Origin of the sequence: Klebsiella sp. 2019SCSN059 (genome assembly GCF_021739525.1) — a bacterium.
Taxonomy (GTDB): Bacteria; Pseudomonadota; Gammaproteobacteria; order Enterobacterales; family Enterobacteriaceae; genus Klebsiella; species Klebsiella quasipneumoniae.
On record NZ_JAKKOM010000001.1, the window covers coordinates 237889 to 257124 of the forward strand.

Here is a 19236-nt window from a genome sequence, read left to right on the forward strand (position 1 = left end):
GGACAGAACAATGAAATTCAGTGAACTGTGGTTACGCGAGTGGGTTAACCCGGCGATCGACAGCGAAGCGCTTTCCGATCAGATCACCATGGCGGGCCTCGAAGTGGACGGCGTTGAGCCGGTTGCCGGCAGCTTCAACGGCGTCGTTGTCGGTGAAGTAGTGGAGTGCGGTCAGCACCCGAACGCCGACAAACTGCGCGTCACCAAAGTCAACGTCGGCGGCGAACGCCTGCTGGACATCGTCTGCGGCGCGCCAAACTGCCGTCAGGGGCTGAAAGTCGCCGTGGCGACCATCGGCGCCGTGCTGCCGGGCGATTTTAAAATCAAAGCCGCGAAGCTGCGCGGCGAGCCGTCAGAGGGGATGCTGTGCTCCTTCTCCGAGCTGGGCATTTCCGATGATCATAGCGGAATTATCGAGCTGCCGGCGGATGCGCCGATCGGTACCGATATTCGCGAATATCTGAAGCTTGACGATAACACCATCGAAATCAGCGTCACCCCGAACCGTGCCGACTGCCTGGGCATCATCGGCGTCGCGCGCGATGTGGCCGTGCTGAACAAGGCGCCGCTGAACGCGCCGGAAATCACCCCGGTAGCCGCCACCATTGACGATGTGCTGCCGATTCAGGTTGACGCCCCGCAGGCGTGCCCGTGCTATCTGGGCCGCGTGGTAAAAGGCATCAACGTCAAAGCGCCGACGCCGCTGTGGATGAAAGAGAAACTGCGCCGCTGCGGGATCCGCTCCATCGACGCGGTGGTTGACGTGACCAACTATGTGCTGCTTGAGCTGGGCCAGCCGATGCACGCCTTTGACCGCGACCGTATCGAAGGCGGGATCGTGGTGCGCATGGCGAAAGAGGGCGAAACCCTGGTCCTGCTCGATGGCTCCGAAGCGAAGCTCGACAGCGATACCCTGGTCATTGCTGACCACAACAAAGCGCTGGCAATGGGCGGGATCTTCGGCGGGGAACACTCCGGCGTTAACGACGAAACCCAGAACGTACTGCTGGAGTGTGCCTTCTTCAGCCCGCTGTCCATTACCGGCCGCGCGCGCCGTCACGGCCTGCACACCGATGCCTCTCATCGTTATGAGCGCGGCGTCGATCCGGCCCTGCAGTATAAAGCGCTGGAGCGCGCCACGCGTCTGCTGATCGACCTCTGCGGCGGCGAAGCCGGCCCGGTGATCGACGTGACCAACGAAGCGACCCTGCCAAAACGCGCCACCATCACTCTGCGTCGTAGCAAACTGGATCGCCTGATTGGCCACCATATCGACGACGCGCAGGTCACTGACATTCTTCAGCGCCTCGGCTGCGAAGTGACGGTGGGCGAGGGCGAATGGCAGGCGGTGGCCCCGAGCTGGCGTTTCGACATGGAGATCGAAGAGGATCTGGTCGAGGAAGTGGCTCGCGTTTATGGCTACAACAACATTCCTGATGAGCCGGTGCAGGCGGGTCTGATCATGGGTACCCACCGTGAAGCCGACCTGTCGCTGAAGCGCGTGAAAACGCTGCTGAATGACAAAGGCTATCAGGAAGTGATCACCTACAGCTTCGTCGACCCGAAAGTCCAGCAGCTGATCCACGCCGGTGAAGAGGCGCTGATCCTGCCGAGCCCGATCTCCAGCGAAATGTCGGCGATGCGCCTGTCGCTGTGGACTGGCCTGCTGGGGACCGTGGTCTACAACCAGAACCGTCAGCAGAGCCGGGTTCGCATCTTTGAGAGCGGTCTGCGCTTTGTGCCGGACACCAATGCGCCGCTGGGCATTCGTCAGGATGTGATGCTGGCCGGGGCGATCTGCGGCAACCGCTACGAAGAGCACTGGACACTGGCGAAAGAGACGGTCGATTTCTATGATCTGAAAGGCGATCTGGAAGCCGTTCTTGATTTAACCGGAAAATTAGCGGATATCGAATTCCGTGCTGAAGCGACCACCGCGCTGCATCCGGGGCAATCCGCAGCGATTTATCTTAAAGGTGAACGCATTGGTTTCATTGGGGTTGTTCATCCTGAGCTGGAACGTAAACTGGATCTGAACGGTCGCACTCTGGTGTTTGAACTGGAGTGGAACAAGCTCGCAGACCGCGTGGTGCCTCAGGCGCGCGACATTTCCCGCTTCCCGGCGAACCGTCGCGACATCGCGGTGCTGGTCGCGGAAAACGTGGCTGCCGCCGATGTTTTAGCCGAATGTAAGAAAGTTGGCGTAAATCAGGTAGTTGGCGTAAACTTATTTGACGTGTACCGTGGTAAAGGTGTGGCGGAAGGGTATAAGAGCCTTGCGATTAGCCTGATCCTGCAGGATACCAGCCGTACACTCGAAGAAGAGGAGATTGCCGCTACCGTTGCCAGATGTGTAGAGGCATTAAAAGAGCGATTCCAGGCATCATTGAGGGATTGAACCTATGGCGCTTACAAAAGCTGAAATGTCAGAATATCTGTTTGATAAGCTTGGGCTTAGCAAGCGGGATGCCAAAGAACTGGTCGAGTTGTTTTTCGAAGAGATCCGTCGTGCTCTGGAAAACGGAGAACAGGTCAAACTCTCCGGGTTCGGCAACTTCGATTTGCGGGATAAAAACCAACGCCCGGGACGTAACCCGAAGACGGGGGAGGATATTCCCATTACAGCCCGGCGCGTGGTGACCTTCAGACCCGGTCAGAAGCTGAAAAGCCGTGTCGAAAACGCGTCGCCTAAAGACAAATAATCTGAACTAATTAAAAAGGCCGCATTGCGGCCTTTTTCTTTTCTGTCGAATCTTACGCTTTAACGGCGGTGAGCATGATCTCCACCAGGATGTCTGGTCGCGCCATCTCCGCCTGCACGGCCGCGCGCGCCGGGCTATGGCCTTCCGGCATCCACTCCACCCACGCCTCATTGAACGCGGCAAAGTCACGCTCGATATTTTTCAGCCAGATCTGCGCGGAGAGAATGTGCCGCTTATCGCTCCCGGCCGCCGCCAACAGGGCGTCGATTTTCTCCAGCACTTCGCGGGTCTGCAAGGCGATGTCCTCCTCGTTGCTTTTCGGCGTCTGTCCGGAGAGGAATAGCAGATTGCCATACGCAACGCTGGCGGAAAGACGAGGTTGAGGATGATTGCGAATAATTGTCATGCGGTTTGTTTCCATGTGAGACCTTCTAAAGAAATGTCTGGCATCTGATTGTCGATTAACGCGCCCAGCACCACCGCGCTGCCGGCGGCGAGGGTAAAACCGAGGCTGCCCTGGCCGAGATTCATCCACAGGTTGGGGTAGCCGGCGCGTCCCAGTAGTGGTGGCCCGGCTGGCGTTGAGGGGCGCATGCCGGTCCAGGCTTCGGCCTGGTCCAACCCCTCGAGTTCGGGAAAACTGCGGGAGACGATTTTTTTCAGCGCCTGAATGCGGCTCTCGCGCAGTGTGTCGCCGTCGTAGCCGATGTCCACCATCGCCGCGATGCGCAGCTGCTGGCCCAGGCGGGCATAAACGATTTTGTGCCCGTAATCGGTGACGCTGATGTCCGGCGCAATGCCCGCCTGCTGCGGATAGGGAAGGGTCAGGCTGTACCCCTTCAGGGCGCAGAGCGGCACGCGAACGCCCATGTGCCCCAGCAGCGGACCGCTGCCGTTGCCGGCGGCGACGACGTACTCATCGCCGGTGATGGTCCCGCGGCTGGTCTCCAGGGCGCTGACGCGTCCGCCGCGCCTGGCGAGCCGCTGCACCTCACAGTGGGTCAGCAGGCTGAAGCGGCTGCTGGCGGTGAGCTTGTCGATCAGCGCAACGCAAAATTGATGGCAATCCGCCGTTTCATCCCCCGGCGAATAAATTCCGCCCTGCAGCGAAGGGCTGATATGTTTTAGCGCCGGTTCCAGCTGCAGGCAGGCTTCAGCATTCAGCGCCTGCTGATACTGAGGATCTATCCCTTTTGCCGCTTTAGTAAAATCATATTCCCGGCGATGGATAATTAATTTTCCGCTGCGCCGCCAGTGAAAATCGGCAAGATTATCCTCTTCCCGCCACGACTGCATGACCTGCCGGCTGAGCAGCGACAGACGCAATATATGAGCGCCGTTTATTTTATTGGTCTGGCTATTACAGGCGCGCAGGAACTGCAGCAGCCAGCGCCACTGCTGTAAAGAGATATTGAGACGCATATTGAGCGGCGAATCGGCTTTGCCCATCCATTTTATCCCCTGCAGGGGAACGCCGCTGTCGGCAAGGGGGGCGACGTAGCGGTAACTTAATTGTCCGCCGTTGGCAAAACTGGTGGCGCTGGCCGGTTCGCCGTTGCGCTCCAGTAATTGCACCTGATGGCCGCGCTTGATCAGTTCCCAGGCCGTGGCCAGACCGACCACGCCGCCGCCGATAATGACAATGCGTTTGTTCATAACCCGATATATCCACCGCTGTTCAATTTATCGGGTTATGTCAAAGCATTTACCCTGGCGGCGCAATTGACTTTTTATGGTCAGGGTATAACCGCAGGTTAATCTCCTTGAGCTGCTGGCGCAGGCGCTGGCAGAGAAAATCGACGAATTTTTGCGCCATCGGGCTCAGGGAAACGTCGGCCCGACGCAGCAGGCAGAGGTTAATGGCCATCGGCGGCGTAATGGGATGGATCATCTCGGGAGCCAGGTTGTGCTGGGCGGAAAAGATATCGGTAATGCTGCAGCCCATGCCGCGCTTCACGAACTCGGTGGCCATGTAGTAGGTCTGGACATTCAGCCGGGTAGTGGAAAAGTCGCGACGGGTGGCGATGGCGGCGGAGAGCGAGTGCGGCCCCGGCGAGATCCAGCGCTGCTGGTCGATCTGGCTGATATCCACCGCTCCCTGACGATAATGACGGTCGATATAGACCAGCGGCACTTCGGCAATCAGGGTGGTAAGGATCTCTCCCTGCTGCACCGGCTGCAGCGTCAGCGCTAAGTCTATCTCGCGTAAATCCAGTTTTCTGACCAGCGTCTCGGTGTGCTCGGTGGTGAGCGTCATCACCAGGTTGCTGTTTTGCTGATAAAAATCGGTCACCAGCTCCGGCACCAGGCTTAACCCCAGGCTCGGCAGACAGCCTAAGGTGATTTTGGCGCGCGGATCGCGGGCCAGGTTATCGGCCAGCAGGCGCAGGTTATCAAGGTCCTGATAAATAGTCTGCGCTTTTTCGAAAAGTGTGATCGCCTCGCTGGTCGGCAGCAGCTTGCCGCGCACCCGCTGAAACAGGGTAAAGCCCAGCTTCAGTTCGGCGCTTTTTAACGCTTTGCTGGCCGCTGGCTGGGAGATATTGAGCGATTCCGCCGCCCGTGACAGAGAGCCGCAGGTCATGACGGCATAGAAGATTTCCAGATGACGCAGTTTCATGAACAGTTAACTCAGGGTTATAGCCTACCGATAAAAAGTCATTTTCTACTAACACTAAGTTAACATAAATTTAATCACCAATCAGCGCATTGGTTACATATTGTGCTGCTGGCCCCGCCTGATGGCGGAATAAAACGCTCTCAGAATCGTTTCCTTTGTACCCCAACAGATCCTCAGGCTGCGGCCAATAATGAAAAAGAGGGAGGATATTTTCTGAGCAGGCCCCCATACACCACCTGACCATCATGGTCGGATTGATTGGCATTAAGGAGTGTTATGAGTGACTCAACGCTCGCAGGCAATACGCCTGTCAGACGAAATATCACGCGAAAAAACGTTATTACCGGTCTGTTATTGCTGCTGTTCGTGTTGATTGCGCTGTGGTGCCACGGTCGACCGGGCAGCGAGCTTGGCCTGCTGGGATTTACGCCGCTGGTGGCGTTAGCGATATTATCGCTGATCGGCGTCGATATTGTGCTGGCGGTCATCTCCTCGATTATTATCGCCATGATCATGACCTCGACCGGTCTGCCGGAAATGGGCGCGATGCTGGCGAAGTCCACCGGGTCATTTATTGCCACCGTCGGGCTTATCATTATGCTCGGCGCCGGCGTGGGGGAAGTGGCCACCCGCACCGGCGCGGCGGTTGAACTGGTGAAATTCGTGGTCCACCGTATTGGGCTGTCGAGCCAGACGCGGGTCAAGTTCGGCATTGTGGTGTCATCGATTTTAATTTGCGGTTCGCTGGGCACCATGGCCGGCGGCAATGCGATTATTGTCGCAGTGATTATCCCCGTAGCGGCGGCGGTACGCTTAACGCCGCCGACGGTAGCCGCGCTGATGATGACCGCCGGTTCCGTTGGACTCTTTACCGGGCCCTTCACCCCCAGCACCGTGACGATCCTCAGCCTCGGCGGTCTGAGCTATCCGGATTATCTGCTGTATGTCGGCCTGCCGATGAGCGCCGTCACCCTGTTAGCCGGTTGGATCATGGCCGGACGGATCCAGAAGATGACCGAAGGCAAACTGCGCTATGAGGTCGATCTCTCGGAAAAGCCGCAAGAGGACCTTAGCGCCGCGCAGCAGCGCCGGCGTAAATTAAGCGCGCTGGCTTTCGCCGCGACCATCATCGTGATGGCGGTGGTTGGGGTGGTGATTAAAGCCGGCTTCAGCTTTGCGATTATCGTCATGCTGCTGGTGGCGCTGATGACCGGGCTGGTGGGCGGCCTGCGGCCGACGCAGATCCTGCAGGCGCTGTATCACGGCTGCGGTCGTCTGGTGTGGATGTTTATTCTCTACTGGCTGTATAACCCGATCCTTGAGCTGATGGATGGCCTGCACGCCTATCAGGGGCTGCTGGAGTATACCCAGCCGCTGCTGGAGGGGATCTCCCCGGCCTGGCTGTGCTTTAGCATCTTCGCGTTCAATATTATCGGCCATGTGCCCGGCGCGGCGGTAGCCCAGATGACCTTTACGCATAAAATCTTTGGCCCGATGCTGATGGCCGCCGGCGTGCCGCCGCAGGGGACCACCGCGGTGCTGCTGGCCTCGTCTCAGGTGGACTGGTTCGGGCCGTTTCCCTCATCGGACATGTTCGGCCAGATGGGGCTGGCGCAGTCTACACATCTGAAGTATATGCTCTATAACGGCTGGGCAATCGTGGTGGCGAACATCATTCTCTTCGCGCTGCTGTTTCAGATTCTGGTGTAAAGCGGGATGGTCGACGGGGGGGGGGCGTCCTCCGCGTCGACCTTTGGTCGTGAGGTTTTCCTTTTCTCACCGCGACACCCACCGTAAAATCAGCCTCTTGTTCCCACTGCGTAATGGAATCTATGCTGACTCTCGCCCATCTTCAACAGCGCCGAAGCCGGCGTTGGCTCCTTGGTTTAACGCTGTTGCTGCTGGTCACCCTGCTGATCAGCCTGTGCGCGGGGGATCAATGGATCCCGCCCGGCGAGTGGCTCAGCGCCAAAGGTCAGCTGTTTATCTGGCAGATCCGCCTGCCGCGGACCCTGGCGGTGCTGCTGGTGGGGGCGGCGCTGGCGCTCTCCGGGGCGATAATGCAGGCGCTGTTTGAAAATCCGCTGGCGGAACCGGGTCTGCTGGGCGTCTCCAACGGCGCGGGCGTCGGGCTGATTGCCGCCGTCCTGCTGGGTAAAGGCCTGTTACCGGGCTGGGCGCTCGGGCTGTGCGCGATCCTGGGCGCGCTGCTGATCACCTTTATTCTGCTGCGTTTTGCCCGCCGCCATCTTTCCACCAGCCGCCTGCTGCTGGCGGGGGTGGCGCTGGGGATCATCTGCAGCGCCCTGATGACCTGGGCGGTCTACTTCTCCACCTCTTTTGATCTGCGTCAGCTGATGTACTGGATGATGGGCGGGTTTGGCGGCGTCGACTGGCAGCAGCTGTGGCTGATGATAGCCCTCCTGCCAGCGCTCTGCTGGGTTTGTCTGCAGTCGCAACCCCTGAATTTACTGGCGCTGGGCGAAGTCTCCGCCCGTCAGCTCGGGCTGCCGCTGTGGCTGTGGCGTAAGCTGCTGGTGATGGCGACCGGCTGGATGGTCGGCGTGAGCGTGGCGCTGGCGGGGGCGATTGGCTTTATCGGCCTGGTAATTCCGCACATTCTGCGGCTATGCGGCTTGAGCGATCACCGGGTCTTGCTCCCGGCCTGCATGCTGGCAGGGGCAAGCGCCTTGCTGGGGGCGGATATTATCGCCCGGCTGGCGCTTTCCGCCGCTGAGCTGCCGATTGGCGTGGTGACGGCGACGCTGGGCGCGCCGGTCTTTATCTGGTTGCTGCTGCGCTCGCGGTGACGGGGATAGCGCGACGCCGTCTGCAGGGACGGCGCCGGCTCGGGCTTACCAGCCTTTGATCGCGTCGCCTTTGTAGACTTCCTTCGCTTTTTCCGCGACCTCACTGGTCTGGAAGGCGGCTTTCAGTACCTGAATTTTCTTGCTGTCCTTGTTATCCTCGCGGGCGACAATCGCATTCACGTAAGGGGAATCTGGTCCCTCCATGAACAGGCCGTCGCGGGCGGCCGACAGGCCCGCCTGGGCGGAGAAGTTGGTGTTAATGATTGACAGGCTGACGTTCGGGTCATCCAGGGTGCGGGTCAGCTGCGGGGTATCCACCTCCACAATCTTCAGCTGTTTCGGGTTGTCGATGATATCCAGCGTGGTGGGTAAATAGCCGACGCCCGGTTTCAGCTTGAGCAGCCCCTGCGCCTGAAGCAGCAGCAGGCTGCGGCCCAGGGTGGTGGTTTCATTAGAGATGGTCACCGTCGCTCCCTCGGGGAGCTCGCTGATATTTTTGATGCGATGTGAATAGGCGGCGATAGGGAAGACAAAGGTTTTACCGACCACCGCGAATTTATAGCCGCGCTCTTTCGACTGCGCCTCAAGGTACGGCAGGGTCTGGAAGGCGTTGGCATCCACATCTTTGTTGTTCAGCGCTTCGTTAGGCAGCACGTAATCATTGAAGGAGACCACTTCGACGTCGAGGTGATATTTATCCTTCGCCACTTGCTCCACCACTTTCCAGATGGCTTCGTCCGGCCCGGTATTGATAGCGACTTTCACTTTATTATCTTCATCCGGAGAGCAGGCGCTCAGCAGGGCGACAGAGGCGGCGATTAACGCCAGGCTAAACAACTTCTTCATCAACAAAACTCTCTTAAATTAACAAGTAACGAAACAATATTACATTCATGGAACACTGTACACGTAAATAGGTGCCTGCCCAATTGAGAGGATTTCATGTTGCCGACGGGCAGCGAAGCGCTGTTACATCATGCGACAACTCGCGGGGATTGGCAGTAGAATGGCGGGCGCTGAATCCGCTACAGTAGATAGGGATCACCTTCACCGGAAACCGGTTTATCCATTGAGGACAGGCTATGCAACATGACATTCTGAATACCGAAGTGACGACCATTGATGGCGAGAAGACCACCCTGGCATCCTTTGCCGGCAAGGTACTGCTGATCGTCAATGTGGCCTCCAAATGCGGCCTGACGCCGCAGTATGAGCAACTGGAGGACCTGCAAAAGCAGTTTGCCGGCGAGGGCTTCAGCGTGCTGGGCTTCCCCTGCAACCAGTTCCTCGGCCAGGAGCCGGGGAGTGAAGAAGAGATTAAGACCTTCTGCAGCACCACCTACGGCGTCACCTTCCCGCTGTTCAGCAAGATTGACGTCAACGGCGAGCATCGCGCACCGCTCTATCAAAAGCTGGTTGCCGCCGCGCCGAAGGCGGTGGCCCCGGAAGGTAGCGGTTTTTATGAGCGGATGGCCAGCAAGGGCCGCGCGCCGCTGTACGTGGACGACATTCTGTGGAATTTCGAAAAATTCCTCGTCGATCGCCAGGGCAACGTCATTCAGCGCTTCTCTCCGGATATGACGCCGGACGATCCGCAGCTGGTGGCGGCGATTAAAGGAGCGCTGGCGAAATAATGTCGTTTCTGATGCAGCTACAGGATGTAGAAGCGGCGGGGCGTCTGGCCCCGTTTTCTGCGGCCTTTCGCGCCGGGGAGATCGTTCACCTGGTGGGGCCGAACGGCGCAGGGAAGAGCACGCTGCTGGCCCGCATGGCGGGGCTGTCCGACGGCCCCGGCACGATTCATTTTAACGGACGGTTGCTTGACGAGTGGCCGGCGACGGAGCTGGCGCGCCGCCGCGGATATCTGTGCCAACAGCAGACCCCGCCGTTCGCCATGCCGGTGTGGCACTATCTGGCGCTGCACAGGCAGCAGCAGGGCGACAGCGCCCGGGTGAACGATATCGCGGCCAGGCTTGGCCTTGACAATAAGCTGGGCCGTCAGGTCAATCAGCTGTCGGGCGGCGAGTGGCAGCGCGTGCGGCTGGCGGCAGTGATCCTGCAGATCGATCCCTTAAGCAATCCCGCGGGTCAGCTGCTGCTGCTGGATGAGCCGATGAACAGTCTGGATGTGGCCCAGCAGGCGGCGCTGGATCGGCTGTTACGCGAGCTGAGCGCGGCGGGAATTGCGGTGGTGATGAGCAGTCACGATCTCAACCACACTTTGCGCCATGCCGGACAGAGCTGGCTGCTCTGCCAGGGGGAAGCCATCGCCTGCGGGGAGACCGCCGAGGTGCTGAACGAGGAAAATTTAACCGCTGCCTATGCGATCCCGTTCCAGCGCGTGGAGGTGGCCGGTCATATTATGCTCATCGCGTCACAGTAGCACGCAGTTATCTTGTCACTATATTGATAAACAAGCTAAATTATTGCGATAAAGAGACTAGGGACAGAGGGATCATCTGAAATGCGCTTCTGGTTCATGTTGGCGGCGGCGTTAATTTTAGCCGGCTGCAGCAGCCATCGGGCACCGCCGCCGAATCCTCGGCTGGCTGACTCCATTACGGTGGTGGCGAATCTGAACGAGCAGCTGCGCAGCTGGCGCGGCGCACCGTATCGCTACGGCGGCATGACGCCGCGCGGCGTCGACTGCTCCGGCTTTGTGGTGCGCACGTTTCGCGATAAATTTGCCCTCCAGCTGCCGCGCGAAACCCGCGAGCAGGCGGAAATCGGCACCCGAATTGATAAGCGCGATCTGCTGCCCGGCGATCTGGTGTTCTTCAAAACCGGCTCAGGCGAAAGCGGCCTGCACGTCGGCATCTACGATACCGATAACCAGTTTATTCATGCCTCCACCAGTCAGGGCGTCACCCGTTCCTCGCTGGATAACGTCTACTGGAACAAAAAATTCTGGCAGGCGCGGCGTATCTGACGTCATTCAGCGGCCGGAGGGAAGCGAGCGCTTCCCTTTTTTTATGCCGATAACCCTGCACTCCGCCCGTGTTAATCCGCTGTTCCAGGCACTACACTGGAAAGAGGAGGAACCATGACCCTTTCTTTTACCACCCACTGGCGGGATGAACTGCCGGACTTTTACACTTCCCTGTCACCGACGCCGCTCGATAACGCCCGACTCATCTGGCGCAACGCTCCGCTGGCGCAACAGCTGGGCGTCCCTGACGCGCTGTTTGCGCCGGAAAGCGGGGCCGGCGTCTGGGGCGGCGAAGCGCTGCTCCCGGGCATGTCGCCGCTGGCGCAGGTCTACAGTGGCCATCAGTTTGGCGCCTGGGCCGGCCAGCTGGGCGACGGACGCGGGATCCTGCTCGGTGAGCAGCAGTTGGCGGATGGCCGCCGTTACGACTGGCATCTGAAAGGCGCCGGCCTGACCCCCTATTCACGGATGGGGGACGGCCGCGCCGTGCTGCGCTCGACGATCCGGGAAAGCCTGGCGTCGGAGGCGATGCACGCCCTGGGGATCCCGACGACGCGCGCCCTGGCGATGGTCACCAGCGATACCCCGGTCTACCGCGAGCGCGTGGAGCCTGGCGCGATGCTGATGCGGGTGGCCGAGAGCCATGTCCGCTTTGGTCATTTCGAACATTTTTACTATCGTCGCGAGCCGCAGAAGGTTCAGCAGCTGGCCGATTATGTCATTCGTCACCACTGGCCGCAGCTGCAGGATGAAGCGGACAAGTACCTGTTATGGTTCCGTGACGTTGTCACGCGTACCGCGCAGACCATCGCCAGCTGGCAAACCGTGGGCTTTGCCCATGGGGTGATGAATACCGACAACATGTCAATTCTCGGTTTGACCATCGACTACGGGCCGTATGGCTTCCTTGACGATTTTCAGCCGGACTTTATCTGCAACCACTCCGATTACCAGGGGCGCTACAGTTTTGAAAACCAGCCGGCGGTGGGGCTGTGGAATCTGCAGCGTCTGGCCCAGTCGCTGTCGCCGTTTATCAGCGCCGAAGCGCTGAACGCGGCGCTGGATGAGTATCAGCACGCCTTGCTGACCGCCTATGGCCAGCGGATGCGCGACAAACTTGGCCTGTTCACTCAGCAGAAAGGGGATAACGATCTGCTCGACGGTCTGTTTGCCCTGATGATCCGCGAGAGAAGCGACTATACCCGAACGTTCCGCCTGCTGAGCCATAGCGAACAGCTCAGCGCGGCCACGCTGCTGCGCGACGAGTTTATCGACCGTGCGGCATTCGACAGCTGGTTCGCCGGCTATCGCGCGCGGCTTCGTGATGAACAGGTGGAGGATGCCCAGCGCCAGCAGCGGATGCAGGGCGTCAACCCGGCGCTGGTGTTACGTAACTGGCTGGCGCAGCGGGCGATCGAGCAGGCTGAGGCTGGCGATATGGGGGAGCTGGAGCGTCTGCATGCCGCGCTGGCCGATCCCTTCACCGATCGCGAGGACGACTACGTCCGCCGGCCGCCGGACTGGGGGAAACGTCTGGAAGTCAGCTGCTCGAGCTAACTCGCCTCGCCCCGCGCGCTGCGGGGCGATTATTTGGTCAGGATCAACTTCCCGGCGTGGGTCTGGCGCAGCAGATAGCGCTGGCCGCCATGCTCAATGACTACCCGTCCTTCGCTGCCTAACAGAACCCGACTGCTGATCTGTCTGTCCGTCGCCACGGGATAGGGGGCATTGTCTTTTGGTTTTTCAGCTGTGGCAGTGTTATCCATACGCGTCATAGCTCTCAAAATAAAAATCAAAGCAACAATGATAATCATTATCAATAATGTTGTTTTTGACGGCAAGCGTTATTTATCGTGTTACCGAATTTGGTAGGGGAATGGCAGAAGGGGATCGCCCACCGCAGGCGCGGCGGGCGGAGCGGTCACAGACGGGTGGCCGTGGCGGCCGCCAGTTCGCTCAATAAACGTTCGCTGTCTTCCCAGCTCAGGCAGGGATCGGTGATCGACTGGCCCCAGGCCAGCGGCTGGCCGGGAACCACTTTCTGGGTCCCTTCCTGCAGGAAGCTCTCCGCCATAATGCCGGCGATGGCGGTAGAGCCCGCGCGAATTTGCTGACAGATATCGGCGCACACCTCCAGCTGACGGCGATGCTGCTTCTGGCAGTTGCCATGGCTGAAGTCGACCACCAGCTGCTCCGGCAGATTGAATTCACGCAGCGCTTCGCCGGCGGCGGCGATATCCTCGGCGTGATAGTTCGGCCGTTTGCCGCCGCGCATAATGATATGTCCGTACGGGTTGCCGCTGGTCTGGTAAATCGTCATCTGCCCCTGCTTGTCCGGAGAGAGGAACATATGGCTGGCGCGGGAGGCGCGGATGGCGTCTACGGCGATGCGCGTATTGCCGTCGGTACCGTTTTTAAACCCGACCGGGCAGGAGAGCGCCGAGGCCATTTCACGGTGGATCTGACTTTCCGTGGTGCGCGCCCCGATGGCTCCCCAGCTGATGAGATCGGCGATAAACTGACCGGTCACCATATCGAGAAACTCGGTGGCCGTCGGCACCCCCAGCTCATTAACTTGCAGCAGCAGGCGCCGTGCCAGTTCAATACCGTGGTTGACCCGATAGCTGCCGTTGAGGTCCGGGTCGGAGATTAAGCCTTTCCAGCCCACCACGGTACGGGGTTTTTCAAAGTAGGTGCGCATCACGATCTCCAGCTGCGGCTGGTAGCGCTCGCGCATGGTCTGCAGGCGGCGGGCATACTCCATCGCCGCGTCGGTGTCGTGAATGGAGCAGGGGCCGATAATCACCAGCAGGCGGCGGTCTTCGCCGTTGAGGATTTTTTCAATGCGGCGACGGGAGGCCGAGACGTGGGCGGCCACGTCGGCGGTGACGGGATGGCGCTGGGCCAGCTCCGCGGGCGTTACCAGGCTTTCAATGCGCGCGGTACGCAATTCGTCTGTTTTATTCATTGGGGTCTCAAAAATCTGTTTCTTCGCCAGCGAAAATGCCGGGAAGTGATGCGCATCACGATAAACCAATCCCTGCTTATTGCAAGAGCAGGGCATGATCCTGTATAGGCCACGGGTGATAGCATAAACAAATTTTTAATAATGTACTAGTGTATTAGTACATCCTGCGATTCAGCCCCATGATGTCCATGATTTTTGTCGCTATTTCCTCAACGGAATAGTTGGTGCTGTTCAGGCAGGGAATTTTATTCTTACGATACAGCGCCTCCACTTCGGTCACTTCCATCCGACACTGGCGCAGCGAAGCGTAGCGGCTGTTCTCCCGGCGCTCCTCGCGGATCGCCGCCAGACGCTCCGGATTGATGGTCAGGCCGAACATCTTATGCTGCAGGGGTTTCAGCGACGCCGGCAGAACCAGATTGTCCATATCGTCGGCGATAAACGGATAGTTGGCGGCGCGAATGCCGTACTGCATAGCGAGGTACAGACTGGTGGGCGTCTTACCGCAGCGCGACACGCCGAGGAGGATCACCTGCGCCTGGTCAAGGTTGCGCAGCGAGATGCCATCGTCATGGGCGAGGGTGTAATCGATGGCGGCGATGCGCGCATCGTATTTGATCAGGTTCCCGGGGTTCAGGCCGTGGGTGCGGTGGGCCACTGGCGTCGGGTCGAGGTTGAGCTCCTGCTGCAGCGGGGCCACCAGCGCCTGAACGATATCCTGACAAAAGCCCTCGCTTTGTAGAATGATATCGCGGATCTCCGGAATAACGATGGAATAGAACACCAGCGGGCGGATGCCCGTTTGCTGATAAATGGCGTCGATCTGCTCTTTCACCGCCCGCGCGCGGCTGATATTTTCCACAAACGGCAGGGTCACGCTGCTGATGGCGACCGGGAATTGCGACATGACGGCATGCCCCAGCACCTCCGCCGTAATGGCGGTACCGTCAGAAATATAAAATACGTGGCGATCTACAGCACTTTCCATTTTGACCATCCGGTATAATGAGTTTAATTGCCTGAAAGCAGATATTAAATTTAAGCATATCCCTGTTTGATTTGTCTCTTCTTAAAATTGAAACACTATTTTTGTTTTTTATGAAAAGGGTGGTTCATTTTCTTTTTTTTGCCGTAATTTCCAGCGTTTTTTGTCATAATTCCTAAAAATCATTGAGTTATCTATATCGGGGGAACAGTCCGAAAAAAGAAAAAATAATTTGCTTGAACGATTCACCGTTTTTTTCAGCACCATAAATATGTCAGGATAATCTTGCAGTCGATCGTGAAATTTTTTTCACTGGTATTAAATCACAAAAGGATTGTCTCGATGTCCAACAATGGCTCGTCACCGCTGGTGCTTTGGTATAACCAACTCGGCATGAATGATGTAGACAGAGTTGGGGGCAAAAATGCCTCCCTTGGTGAAATGATTACGAATCTGTCCGGTATGGGTGTGTCCGTACCTAACGGGTTTGCCACCACCGCTGATGCTTTCAATCAGTTCCTGGACCAAAGCGGTGTTAACCAGCGCATTTATGCGCTGCTGGATGAAACCGACATTGACGACGTTTCCGCATTAGCGAAAGCGGGCGCGCAGATCCGACAGTGGATCATCGATACCCCCTTCCAGAGCGAACTGGAAAACGCGATTCGCGATGCTTATGACCTGCTGTCCGCCGATGACGCCGAGGCCTCATTCGCCGTGCGCTCTTCCGCCACCGCGGAAGATATGCCGGACGCCTCCTTCGCCGGGCAGCAAGAGACATTCCTCAACGTGCAGGGCTTTGACGCCGTGCTCGTTGCCGTGAAGCACGTGTTTGCTTCACTGTTTAACGATCGCGCGATCTCCTATCGCGTGCATCAGGGTTACGATCACCGCGGCGTGGCGCTCTCCGCCGGGGTGCAGAGGATGGTCCGCTCCGATCTGGCCTCCTCCGGCGTCATGTTCTCCATCGATACCGAATCCGGCTTTGACCAGGTGGTGTTTATCACCTCGGCGTGGGGGTTGGGCGAGATGGTGGTGCAGGGCGCGGTGAACCCGGACGAATTCTACGTCCACAAACCGACGCTGGCCGCTGGCCGCCCGGCGATCGTGCGCCGCACCATGGGGTCGAAAAAGATCCGCATGGTTTACGCGCCGACTCAGGAGCACGGCAAGCAGGTACGTATCGAAGATGTGCCGCAGGCGCAGCGCGATATCTTCTCGTTAACCAACGAGGAGGTGCAGGAGCTGGCGAAGCAGGCGGTGCAGATCGAGAAGCACTACGGCCGTCCGATGGATATCGAGTGGGCGAAAGATGGCCACACCGGTAAGCTGTTTATCGTCCAGGCGCGTCCGGAAACCGTGCGTTCCCGCGGCCAGGTGATGGAGCGTTATACCCTCCACGCTCAGGGGCAGATCATCGCCGAAGGGCGCGCCATCGGCCACCGCATTGGCGCCGGTCCGGTGAAGGTGATCCACGATATCAGCGAGATGAACCGCATTGAGCCAGGCGATGTGCTGGTTACCGATATGACCGACCCGGACTGGGAACCGATCATGAAGAAAGCCTCGGCGATCGTCACCAACCGCGGCGGACGTACCTGCCACGCGGCGATCATCGCTCGTGAGCTGGGTATTCCGGCGGTGGTCGGCTGCGGCGATGCCACCGATCGCATTCAGGAAAACCAGAACGTGACCGTCTCCTGCGCCGAAGGCGACACCGGCTATGTCTACGCCGAGCTGCTGGATTTCAGCGTCAAGAGCTCCAGCGTCGGCGACATGCCGGATCTGCCGCTGAAGGTGATGATGAACGTCGGCAACCCGGATCGCGCCTTCGACTTCGCCTGCCTGCCGAACGAAGGCGTGGGTCTGGCGCGGCTGGAATTTATCATCAACCGCATGATTGGCGTTCACCCGCGCGCGCTGCTGGAGTTTGACGACCAGGAGCCGGGCCTGCAGAACGAAATCCGCGAGCTGATGAAAGGCTACGATTCGCCGAGAGAGTTCTACGTTGGCCGCCTGACCGAAGGGATCGCCACCCTTGGCGCCGCGTTCTATCCGAAACGGGTGATTGTGCGCCTCTCTGACTTCAAGTCGAACGAATACGCCAACCTGGTGGGCGGCGAGCGCTATGAGCCGGAAGAAGAGAACCCAATGCTCGGCTTCCGCGGCGCCGGACGCTACGTTTCCGAAAGCTTCCGCGACTGCTTCGCGCTGGAATGTGAAGCGATGAAGCGCGTGCGTAACGACATGGGGCTGACCAACGTCGAAGTGATGGTGCCGTTCGTCCGTACCGTCGCCCAGGCGAAAGCGGTGGTCGAAGAGCTGGAGCGTCAGGGGCTGAAGCGCGGCGAGAACGGGCTGAAGATCATCATGATGTGCGAGATCCCGTCGAACGCGTTGCTGGCCGAGCAGTTCCTCGAGTACTTCGACGGCTTCTCCATCGGCTCAAATGACATGACCCAGCTGGCGCTCGGTCTGGACCGCGACTCCGGCGTGGTCTCTGAGCTGTTTGATGAACGCAACGACGCGGTGAAAGCGCTGCTGTCGATGGCGATCCGCGCGGCGAAGCAGCAGGGTAAATACGTCGGCATCTGCGGCCAGGGGCCGTCTGACCATGAAGATTTCGCCGCCTGGCTGATGGAGGAGGGGATTGATAGCCTGTCCCTCAACCCGGATACCGTGGTGCAAACCTGGTTAGGTCTGGCGGAACTGAATAAATAGGTTCGCCCTGACAGTACAGATCCCCGGCAGCGATGCCGGGGATTTTTTTTGCCGGTGTCAGGCCGCCCGGCGTCGCGATGCGCAGGACAAAAAAAAGCCCATCGTGGGAGATGGGCAAAGACTACACACAGCAATTCGTTGTTTCACTCAGGGGATTTCCATGCTTATAAATCAAGGTGTTGATTTATAACCGTGAGCTAATAGTAGGCAGCGGGGCCTTTGCCGTCGATCAGATTCCTCTCAATAGTTAAATTGTTGTGAAGGACCGGGAGGGTAAAAGTGGGTGAGGGGCGTACAAGGCTGGCGTTTTGCCGCCAATCAATAAATTTTGCTTAACAATTGTCCAGGGGGGAGACAGGCGGGTCCCCCCGCCTGACAGGGCATTACTTGCGCCCGGCCTCCAGCTCGCTGAGCTCTTCGAGCACGACATCGGGGTCTTTCGGCGGCGGCGGCACTTCGTGCACCCAGGCGTCATACAGGCGCCAGGAGACGGCCAGGAGCACCGGACCGATAAACAGGCCGATCATGCCGAAGGCGATCAGGCCGCCAATGACGCCGGTAAGAATGAGGATCATCGGCAGGTCGGCGCCCATACGGATAAGCACCGGACGGATAACGTTGTCCATGGTGCCGACCACGCAGCTCCACACCAGCAGCACGGTGCCCCAGGTGGTGTCCCCGCTCCAGTAAAGCCAGATAATCGACGGCACCAGAACCAGCAAAGGCCCGAGCTGGACCAGACAGGTAAAGATCATCACCACGGTCAGCAGGGCGGCGTAGGGCACGCCGGAGATGGCAAGGCCGATCCCGCCCAGCACCGCCTGAGTGAGGGCCGTCACCACCACGCCCAGCGCCACGGCGCGCACGGCCTGGCCGGCCAGCAGCACGGCGGCGTCACCGCGTTTAGCCGCCAGGCGCGTGGCGAAATAGCGAAAACCGTAGGCTACCTGCTCGCCGCGCCAGTAAAGCAGCGCGCTGAATAACAGCATCAGGCCGCAGTAGACCAGCAGCTTGCCGATGTGCGCCGCCTGACCGACAAACCAGCTCGTGGTGGTGCCAATGTAGGGGCGAACCTTGGCCATAATCGCCGAGCCGCCCATATCCAGCAGGCCATGCCAGGCGGCGTAGAGCTTATCGCCGACCAGCGGCACGCTGTTGAGCCAGGCGAAATCCGGCAGCGTCACATTTCCGCTGCTGATGAGTTTGATCAGCGGAACGCTGTTATCCACCAGGCTGTTGACCAGCAGAGCGATAGGAATCACGAATAGCAAAAACAGCAGCAGGGTCATCGCCAGCACCGCCAGCATCCGTTTGCCGAACAGCACGCGCTGCAGACGCAGCAGCACCGGCCAGGTGGCGATCACCACGGTGCCGGCCCAGGCGAAGGACAGAATAAACGGCTGCACAACCCACAGGCAGGATATGATAATCAGGGCCAGGAACAGCACCGACAGCAGTATTTGCGGTATGTCCCGAGGCTGATGGGGGTTAATCATAGAGA

At 59.0% G+C, this 19236-nt stretch carries 17 protein-coding genes, 1 other RNA gene and 1 pseudogene; 9 read left to right on the top strand and 10 right to left on the bottom strand.

All coding sequences use genetic code 11. The features are described 5' to 3' along the window. The first annotated feature begins 10 nt into the window (after nucleotides 1–10). Nucleotides 11–2398, top strand: a complete 2388-nt coding sequence (pheT, locus tag L2I46_RS01230; protein WP_236947475.1) for a phenylalanine--tRNA ligase subunit beta — start codon at nucleotides 11–13, stop codon at nucleotides 2396–2398. Between the two features lie 4 nt (nucleotides 2399–2402). Further along, nucleotides 2403–2702: an integration host factor subunit alpha gene (gene ihfA / locus L2I46_RS01235; RefSeq protein WP_002909098.1), complete on the top strand. Its 300-nt coding sequence runs from the start codon at nucleotides 2403–2405 to the stop codon at nucleotides 2700–2702. Between the two features lie 52 nt (nucleotides 2703–2754). On the opposite strand, the gene L2I46_RS01240 is transcribed toward ihfA, so the two are convergent. Genes L2I46_RS01240 through L2I46_RS01250 form a run of 3 tightly spaced genes read right to left on the bottom strand, consistent with a single transcriptional unit; the run spans nucleotide 2755 to nucleotide 5322 of the window. Then, a complete protein-coding gene (locus L2I46_RS01240; RefSeq protein ID WP_074442547.1) occupies nucleotides 2755–3108 on the bottom strand; it encodes a RidA family protein in 354 nt (117 codons plus the stop codon). Further along, nucleotides 3105–4370: a D-amino acid dehydrogenase gene (locus L2I46_RS01245; RefSeq protein ID WP_336886841.1), complete on the bottom strand. Its 1266-nt coding sequence runs from the start codon at nucleotides 4368–4370 to the stop codon at nucleotides 3105–3107. The genes L2I46_RS01240 and L2I46_RS01245 overlap by 4 nt, the downstream gene beginning before the upstream one ends. Nucleotides 4371–4407: 37 nt before the next feature. Then, nucleotides 4408–5322 carry a LysR family transcriptional regulator gene (locus L2I46_RS01250; RefSeq protein ID WP_023290110.1) on the bottom strand — a complete coding sequence of 305 codons (915 nt, stop codon included), beginning with the start codon at nucleotides 5320–5322 and terminating at the stop codon, nucleotides 4408–4410. Between the two features lie 276 nt (nucleotides 5323–5598). On the opposite strand from L2I46_RS01250, the gene L2I46_RS01255 reads away from it, so the two are divergent. Together L2I46_RS01255 and btuC are read left to right on the top strand one after the other, a co-directional pair. Continuing rightward, nucleotides 5599–7032, top strand: a complete 1434-nt coding sequence (locus L2I46_RS01255; RefSeq protein WP_023290109.1) for a H+/gluconate symporter — start codon at nucleotides 5599–5601, stop codon at nucleotides 7030–7032. Nucleotides 7033–7154: 122 nt separating this feature from the next. Next, entirely contained in the window at nucleotides 7155–8132 is a 978-nt protein-coding gene (gene btuC / locus L2I46_RS01260) for a vitamin B12 ABC transporter permease BtuC (RefSeq protein WP_032453264.1), read from the top strand. A gap of 45 nt (nucleotides 8133–8177) precedes the next feature. On the opposite strand, the gene L2I46_RS01265 is transcribed toward btuC, so the two are convergent. Further along, a complete protein-coding gene (locus tag L2I46_RS01265; RefSeq protein ID WP_236947476.1) occupies nucleotides 8178–8978 on the bottom strand; it encodes a MetQ/NlpA family ABC transporter substrate-binding protein in 801 nt (266 codons plus the stop codon). Nucleotides 8979–9214: 236 nt separating this feature from the next. On the opposite strand from L2I46_RS01265, the gene L2I46_RS01270 reads away from it, so the two are divergent. The 4 genes from L2I46_RS01270 (at nucleotide 9215) to selO (ending at nucleotide 12618) form a co-directional block, all read left to right on the top strand. Continuing rightward, nucleotides 9215–9766, top strand: a complete 552-nt coding sequence (locus L2I46_RS01270; protein WP_004203124.1) for a glutathione peroxidase — start codon at nucleotides 9215–9217, stop codon at nucleotides 9764–9766. Then, nucleotides 9766–10515, top strand: coding sequence for a vitamin B12 ABC transporter ATP-binding protein BtuD (gene btuD, locus L2I46_RS01275; protein WP_032453263.1), 750 nt, complete (start codon nucleotides 9766–9768; stop codon nucleotides 10513–10515). The genes L2I46_RS01270 and btuD overlap by 1 nt, the downstream gene beginning before the upstream one ends. Before the next feature lie 81 nt (nucleotides 10516–10596). After that, entirely contained in the window at nucleotides 10597–11061 is a 465-nt protein-coding gene (locus L2I46_RS01280; RefSeq protein ID WP_002909082.1) for an NlpC/P60 family protein, read from the top strand. Nucleotides 11062–11175: 114 nt separating this feature from the next. After that, a complete protein-coding gene (selO, locus tag L2I46_RS01285; RefSeq protein ID WP_236947477.1) occupies nucleotides 11176–12618 on the top strand; it encodes a protein adenylyltransferase SelO in 1443 nt (480 codons plus the stop codon). Between the two features lie 29 nt (nucleotides 12619–12647). Here the strand turns inward: selO and hemP are convergent, their stop codons facing one another. From hemP to L2I46_RS01305, 4 genes and pseudogenes are all read right to left on the bottom strand, one after another. Continuing rightward, nucleotides 12648–12827, bottom strand: a complete 180-nt coding sequence (hemP, locus tag L2I46_RS01290; RefSeq protein WP_023290103.1) for a hemin uptake protein HemP — start codon at nucleotides 12825–12827, stop codon at nucleotides 12648–12650. Nucleotides 12828–12982: 155 nt separating this feature from the next. After that, the gene (gene aroH, locus L2I46_RS01295; protein WP_032453261.1) at nucleotides 12983–14029 is read right to left on the bottom strand and encodes a 3-deoxy-7-phosphoheptulonate synthase AroH; all 1047 of its coding nucleotides are present in this window, start codon (nucleotides 14027–14029) and stop codon (nucleotides 12983–12985) included. A 154-nt stretch (nucleotides 14030–14183) separates the two neighbouring features. Further along, nucleotides 14184–15017: a posphoenolpyruvate synthetase regulatory kinase/phosphorylase PpsR gene (gene ppsR / locus L2I46_RS01300; protein WP_002909061.1), complete on the bottom strand. Its 834-nt coding sequence runs from the start codon at nucleotides 15015–15017 to the stop codon at nucleotides 14184–14186. Between the two features lie 147 nt (nucleotides 15018–15164). Beyond that, a pseudogene (locus L2I46_RS01305) lies at nucleotides 15165–15281 on the bottom strand (hypothetical protein); the annotation flags it as partial. Between the two features lie 75 nt (nucleotides 15282–15356). Between L2I46_RS01305 and ppsA the strand changes: the two are divergent. Further along, on the top strand, nucleotides 15357–17735 hold the full coding sequence (ppsA, locus tag L2I46_RS01310; RefSeq protein WP_004203115.1) for a phosphoenolpyruvate synthase: 2379 nt from the start codon (nucleotides 15357–15359) through the stop codon (nucleotides 17733–17735). A gap of 86 nt (nucleotides 17736–17821) precedes the next feature. On the opposite strand, the gene rprA is transcribed toward ppsA, so the two are convergent. Further along, an RNA gene (rprA, locus tag L2I46_RS01315) (antisense sRNA RprA) lies at nucleotides 17822–17929 on the bottom strand. Between the two features lie 189 nt (nucleotides 17930–18118). After that, nucleotides 18119–19231: an AI-2E family transporter YdiK gene (gene ydiK / locus L2I46_RS01320; protein ID WP_023290101.1), complete on the bottom strand. Its 1113-nt coding sequence runs from the start codon at nucleotides 19229–19231 to the stop codon at nucleotides 18119–18121. Between the last annotated feature and the right edge of the window lie 5 nt (nucleotides 19232–19236).

What these genes read in the sequence shown, in the direction of transcription:
- pheT (WP_236947475.1), top strand. Translation starts at nt 11, where the DNA reads ATGAAATTCAGTGAACTGTGGTTACGCGAGTGGGTTAACCCGGCGATC.
- ihfA (WP_002909098.1), top strand. Translation starts at nt 2,403, where the DNA reads ATGGCGCTTACAAAAGCTGAAATGTCAGAATATCTGTTTGATAAGCTT.
- L2I46_RS01240 (WP_074442547.1), bottom strand. Translation starts at nt 3,108, where the DNA reads ATGACAATTATTCGCAATCATCCTCAACCTCGTCTTTCCGCCAGCGTT.
- L2I46_RS01250 (WP_023290110.1), bottom strand. Translation starts at nt 5,322, where the DNA reads ATGAAACTGCGTCATCTGGAAATCTTCTATGCCGTCATGACCTGCGGC.
- L2I46_RS01255 (WP_023290109.1), top strand. Translation starts at nt 5,599, where the DNA reads ATGAGTGACTCAACGCTCGCAGGCAATACGCCTGTCAGACGAAATATC.
- btuC (WP_032453264.1), top strand. Translation starts at nt 7,155, where the DNA reads ATGCTGACTCTCGCCCATCTTCAACAGCGCCGAAGCCGGCGTTGGCTC.
- L2I46_RS01265 (WP_236947476.1), bottom strand. Translation starts at nt 8,978, where the DNA reads ATGAAGAAGTTGTTTAGCCTGGCGTTAATCGCCGCCTCTGTCGCCCTG.
- L2I46_RS01270 (WP_004203124.1), top strand. Translation starts at nt 9,215, where the DNA reads ATGCAACATGACATTCTGAATACCGAAGTGACGACCATTGATGGCGAG.
- btuD (WP_032453263.1), top strand. Translation starts at nt 9,766, where the DNA reads ATGTCGTTTCTGATGCAGCTACAGGATGTAGAAGCGGCGGGGCGTCTG.
- L2I46_RS01280 (WP_002909082.1), top strand. Translation starts at nt 10,597, where the DNA reads ATGCGCTTCTGGTTCATGTTGGCGGCGGCGTTAATTTTAGCCGGCTGC.
- selO (WP_236947477.1), top strand. Translation starts at nt 11,176, where the DNA reads ATGACCCTTTCTTTTACCACCCACTGGCGGGATGAACTGCCGGACTTT.
- hemP (WP_023290103.1), bottom strand. Translation starts at nt 12,827, where the DNA reads ATGGATAACACTGCCACAGCTGAAAAACCAAAAGACAATGCCCCCTAT.
- aroH (WP_032453261.1), bottom strand. Translation starts at nt 14,029, where the DNA reads ATGAATAAAACAGACGAATTGCGTACCGCGCGCATTGAAAGCCTGGTA.
- ppsR (WP_002909061.1), bottom strand. Translation starts at nt 15,017, where the DNA reads ATGGAAAGTGCTGTAGATCGCCACGTATTTTATATTTCTGACGGTACC.
- ppsA (WP_004203115.1), top strand. Translation starts at nt 15,357, where the DNA reads ATGTCCAACAATGGCTCGTCACCGCTGGTGCTTTGGTATAACCAACTC.
- ydiK (WP_023290101.1), bottom strand. Translation starts at nt 19,231, where the DNA reads ATGATTAACCCCCATCAGCCTCGGGACATACCGCAAATACTGCTGTCG.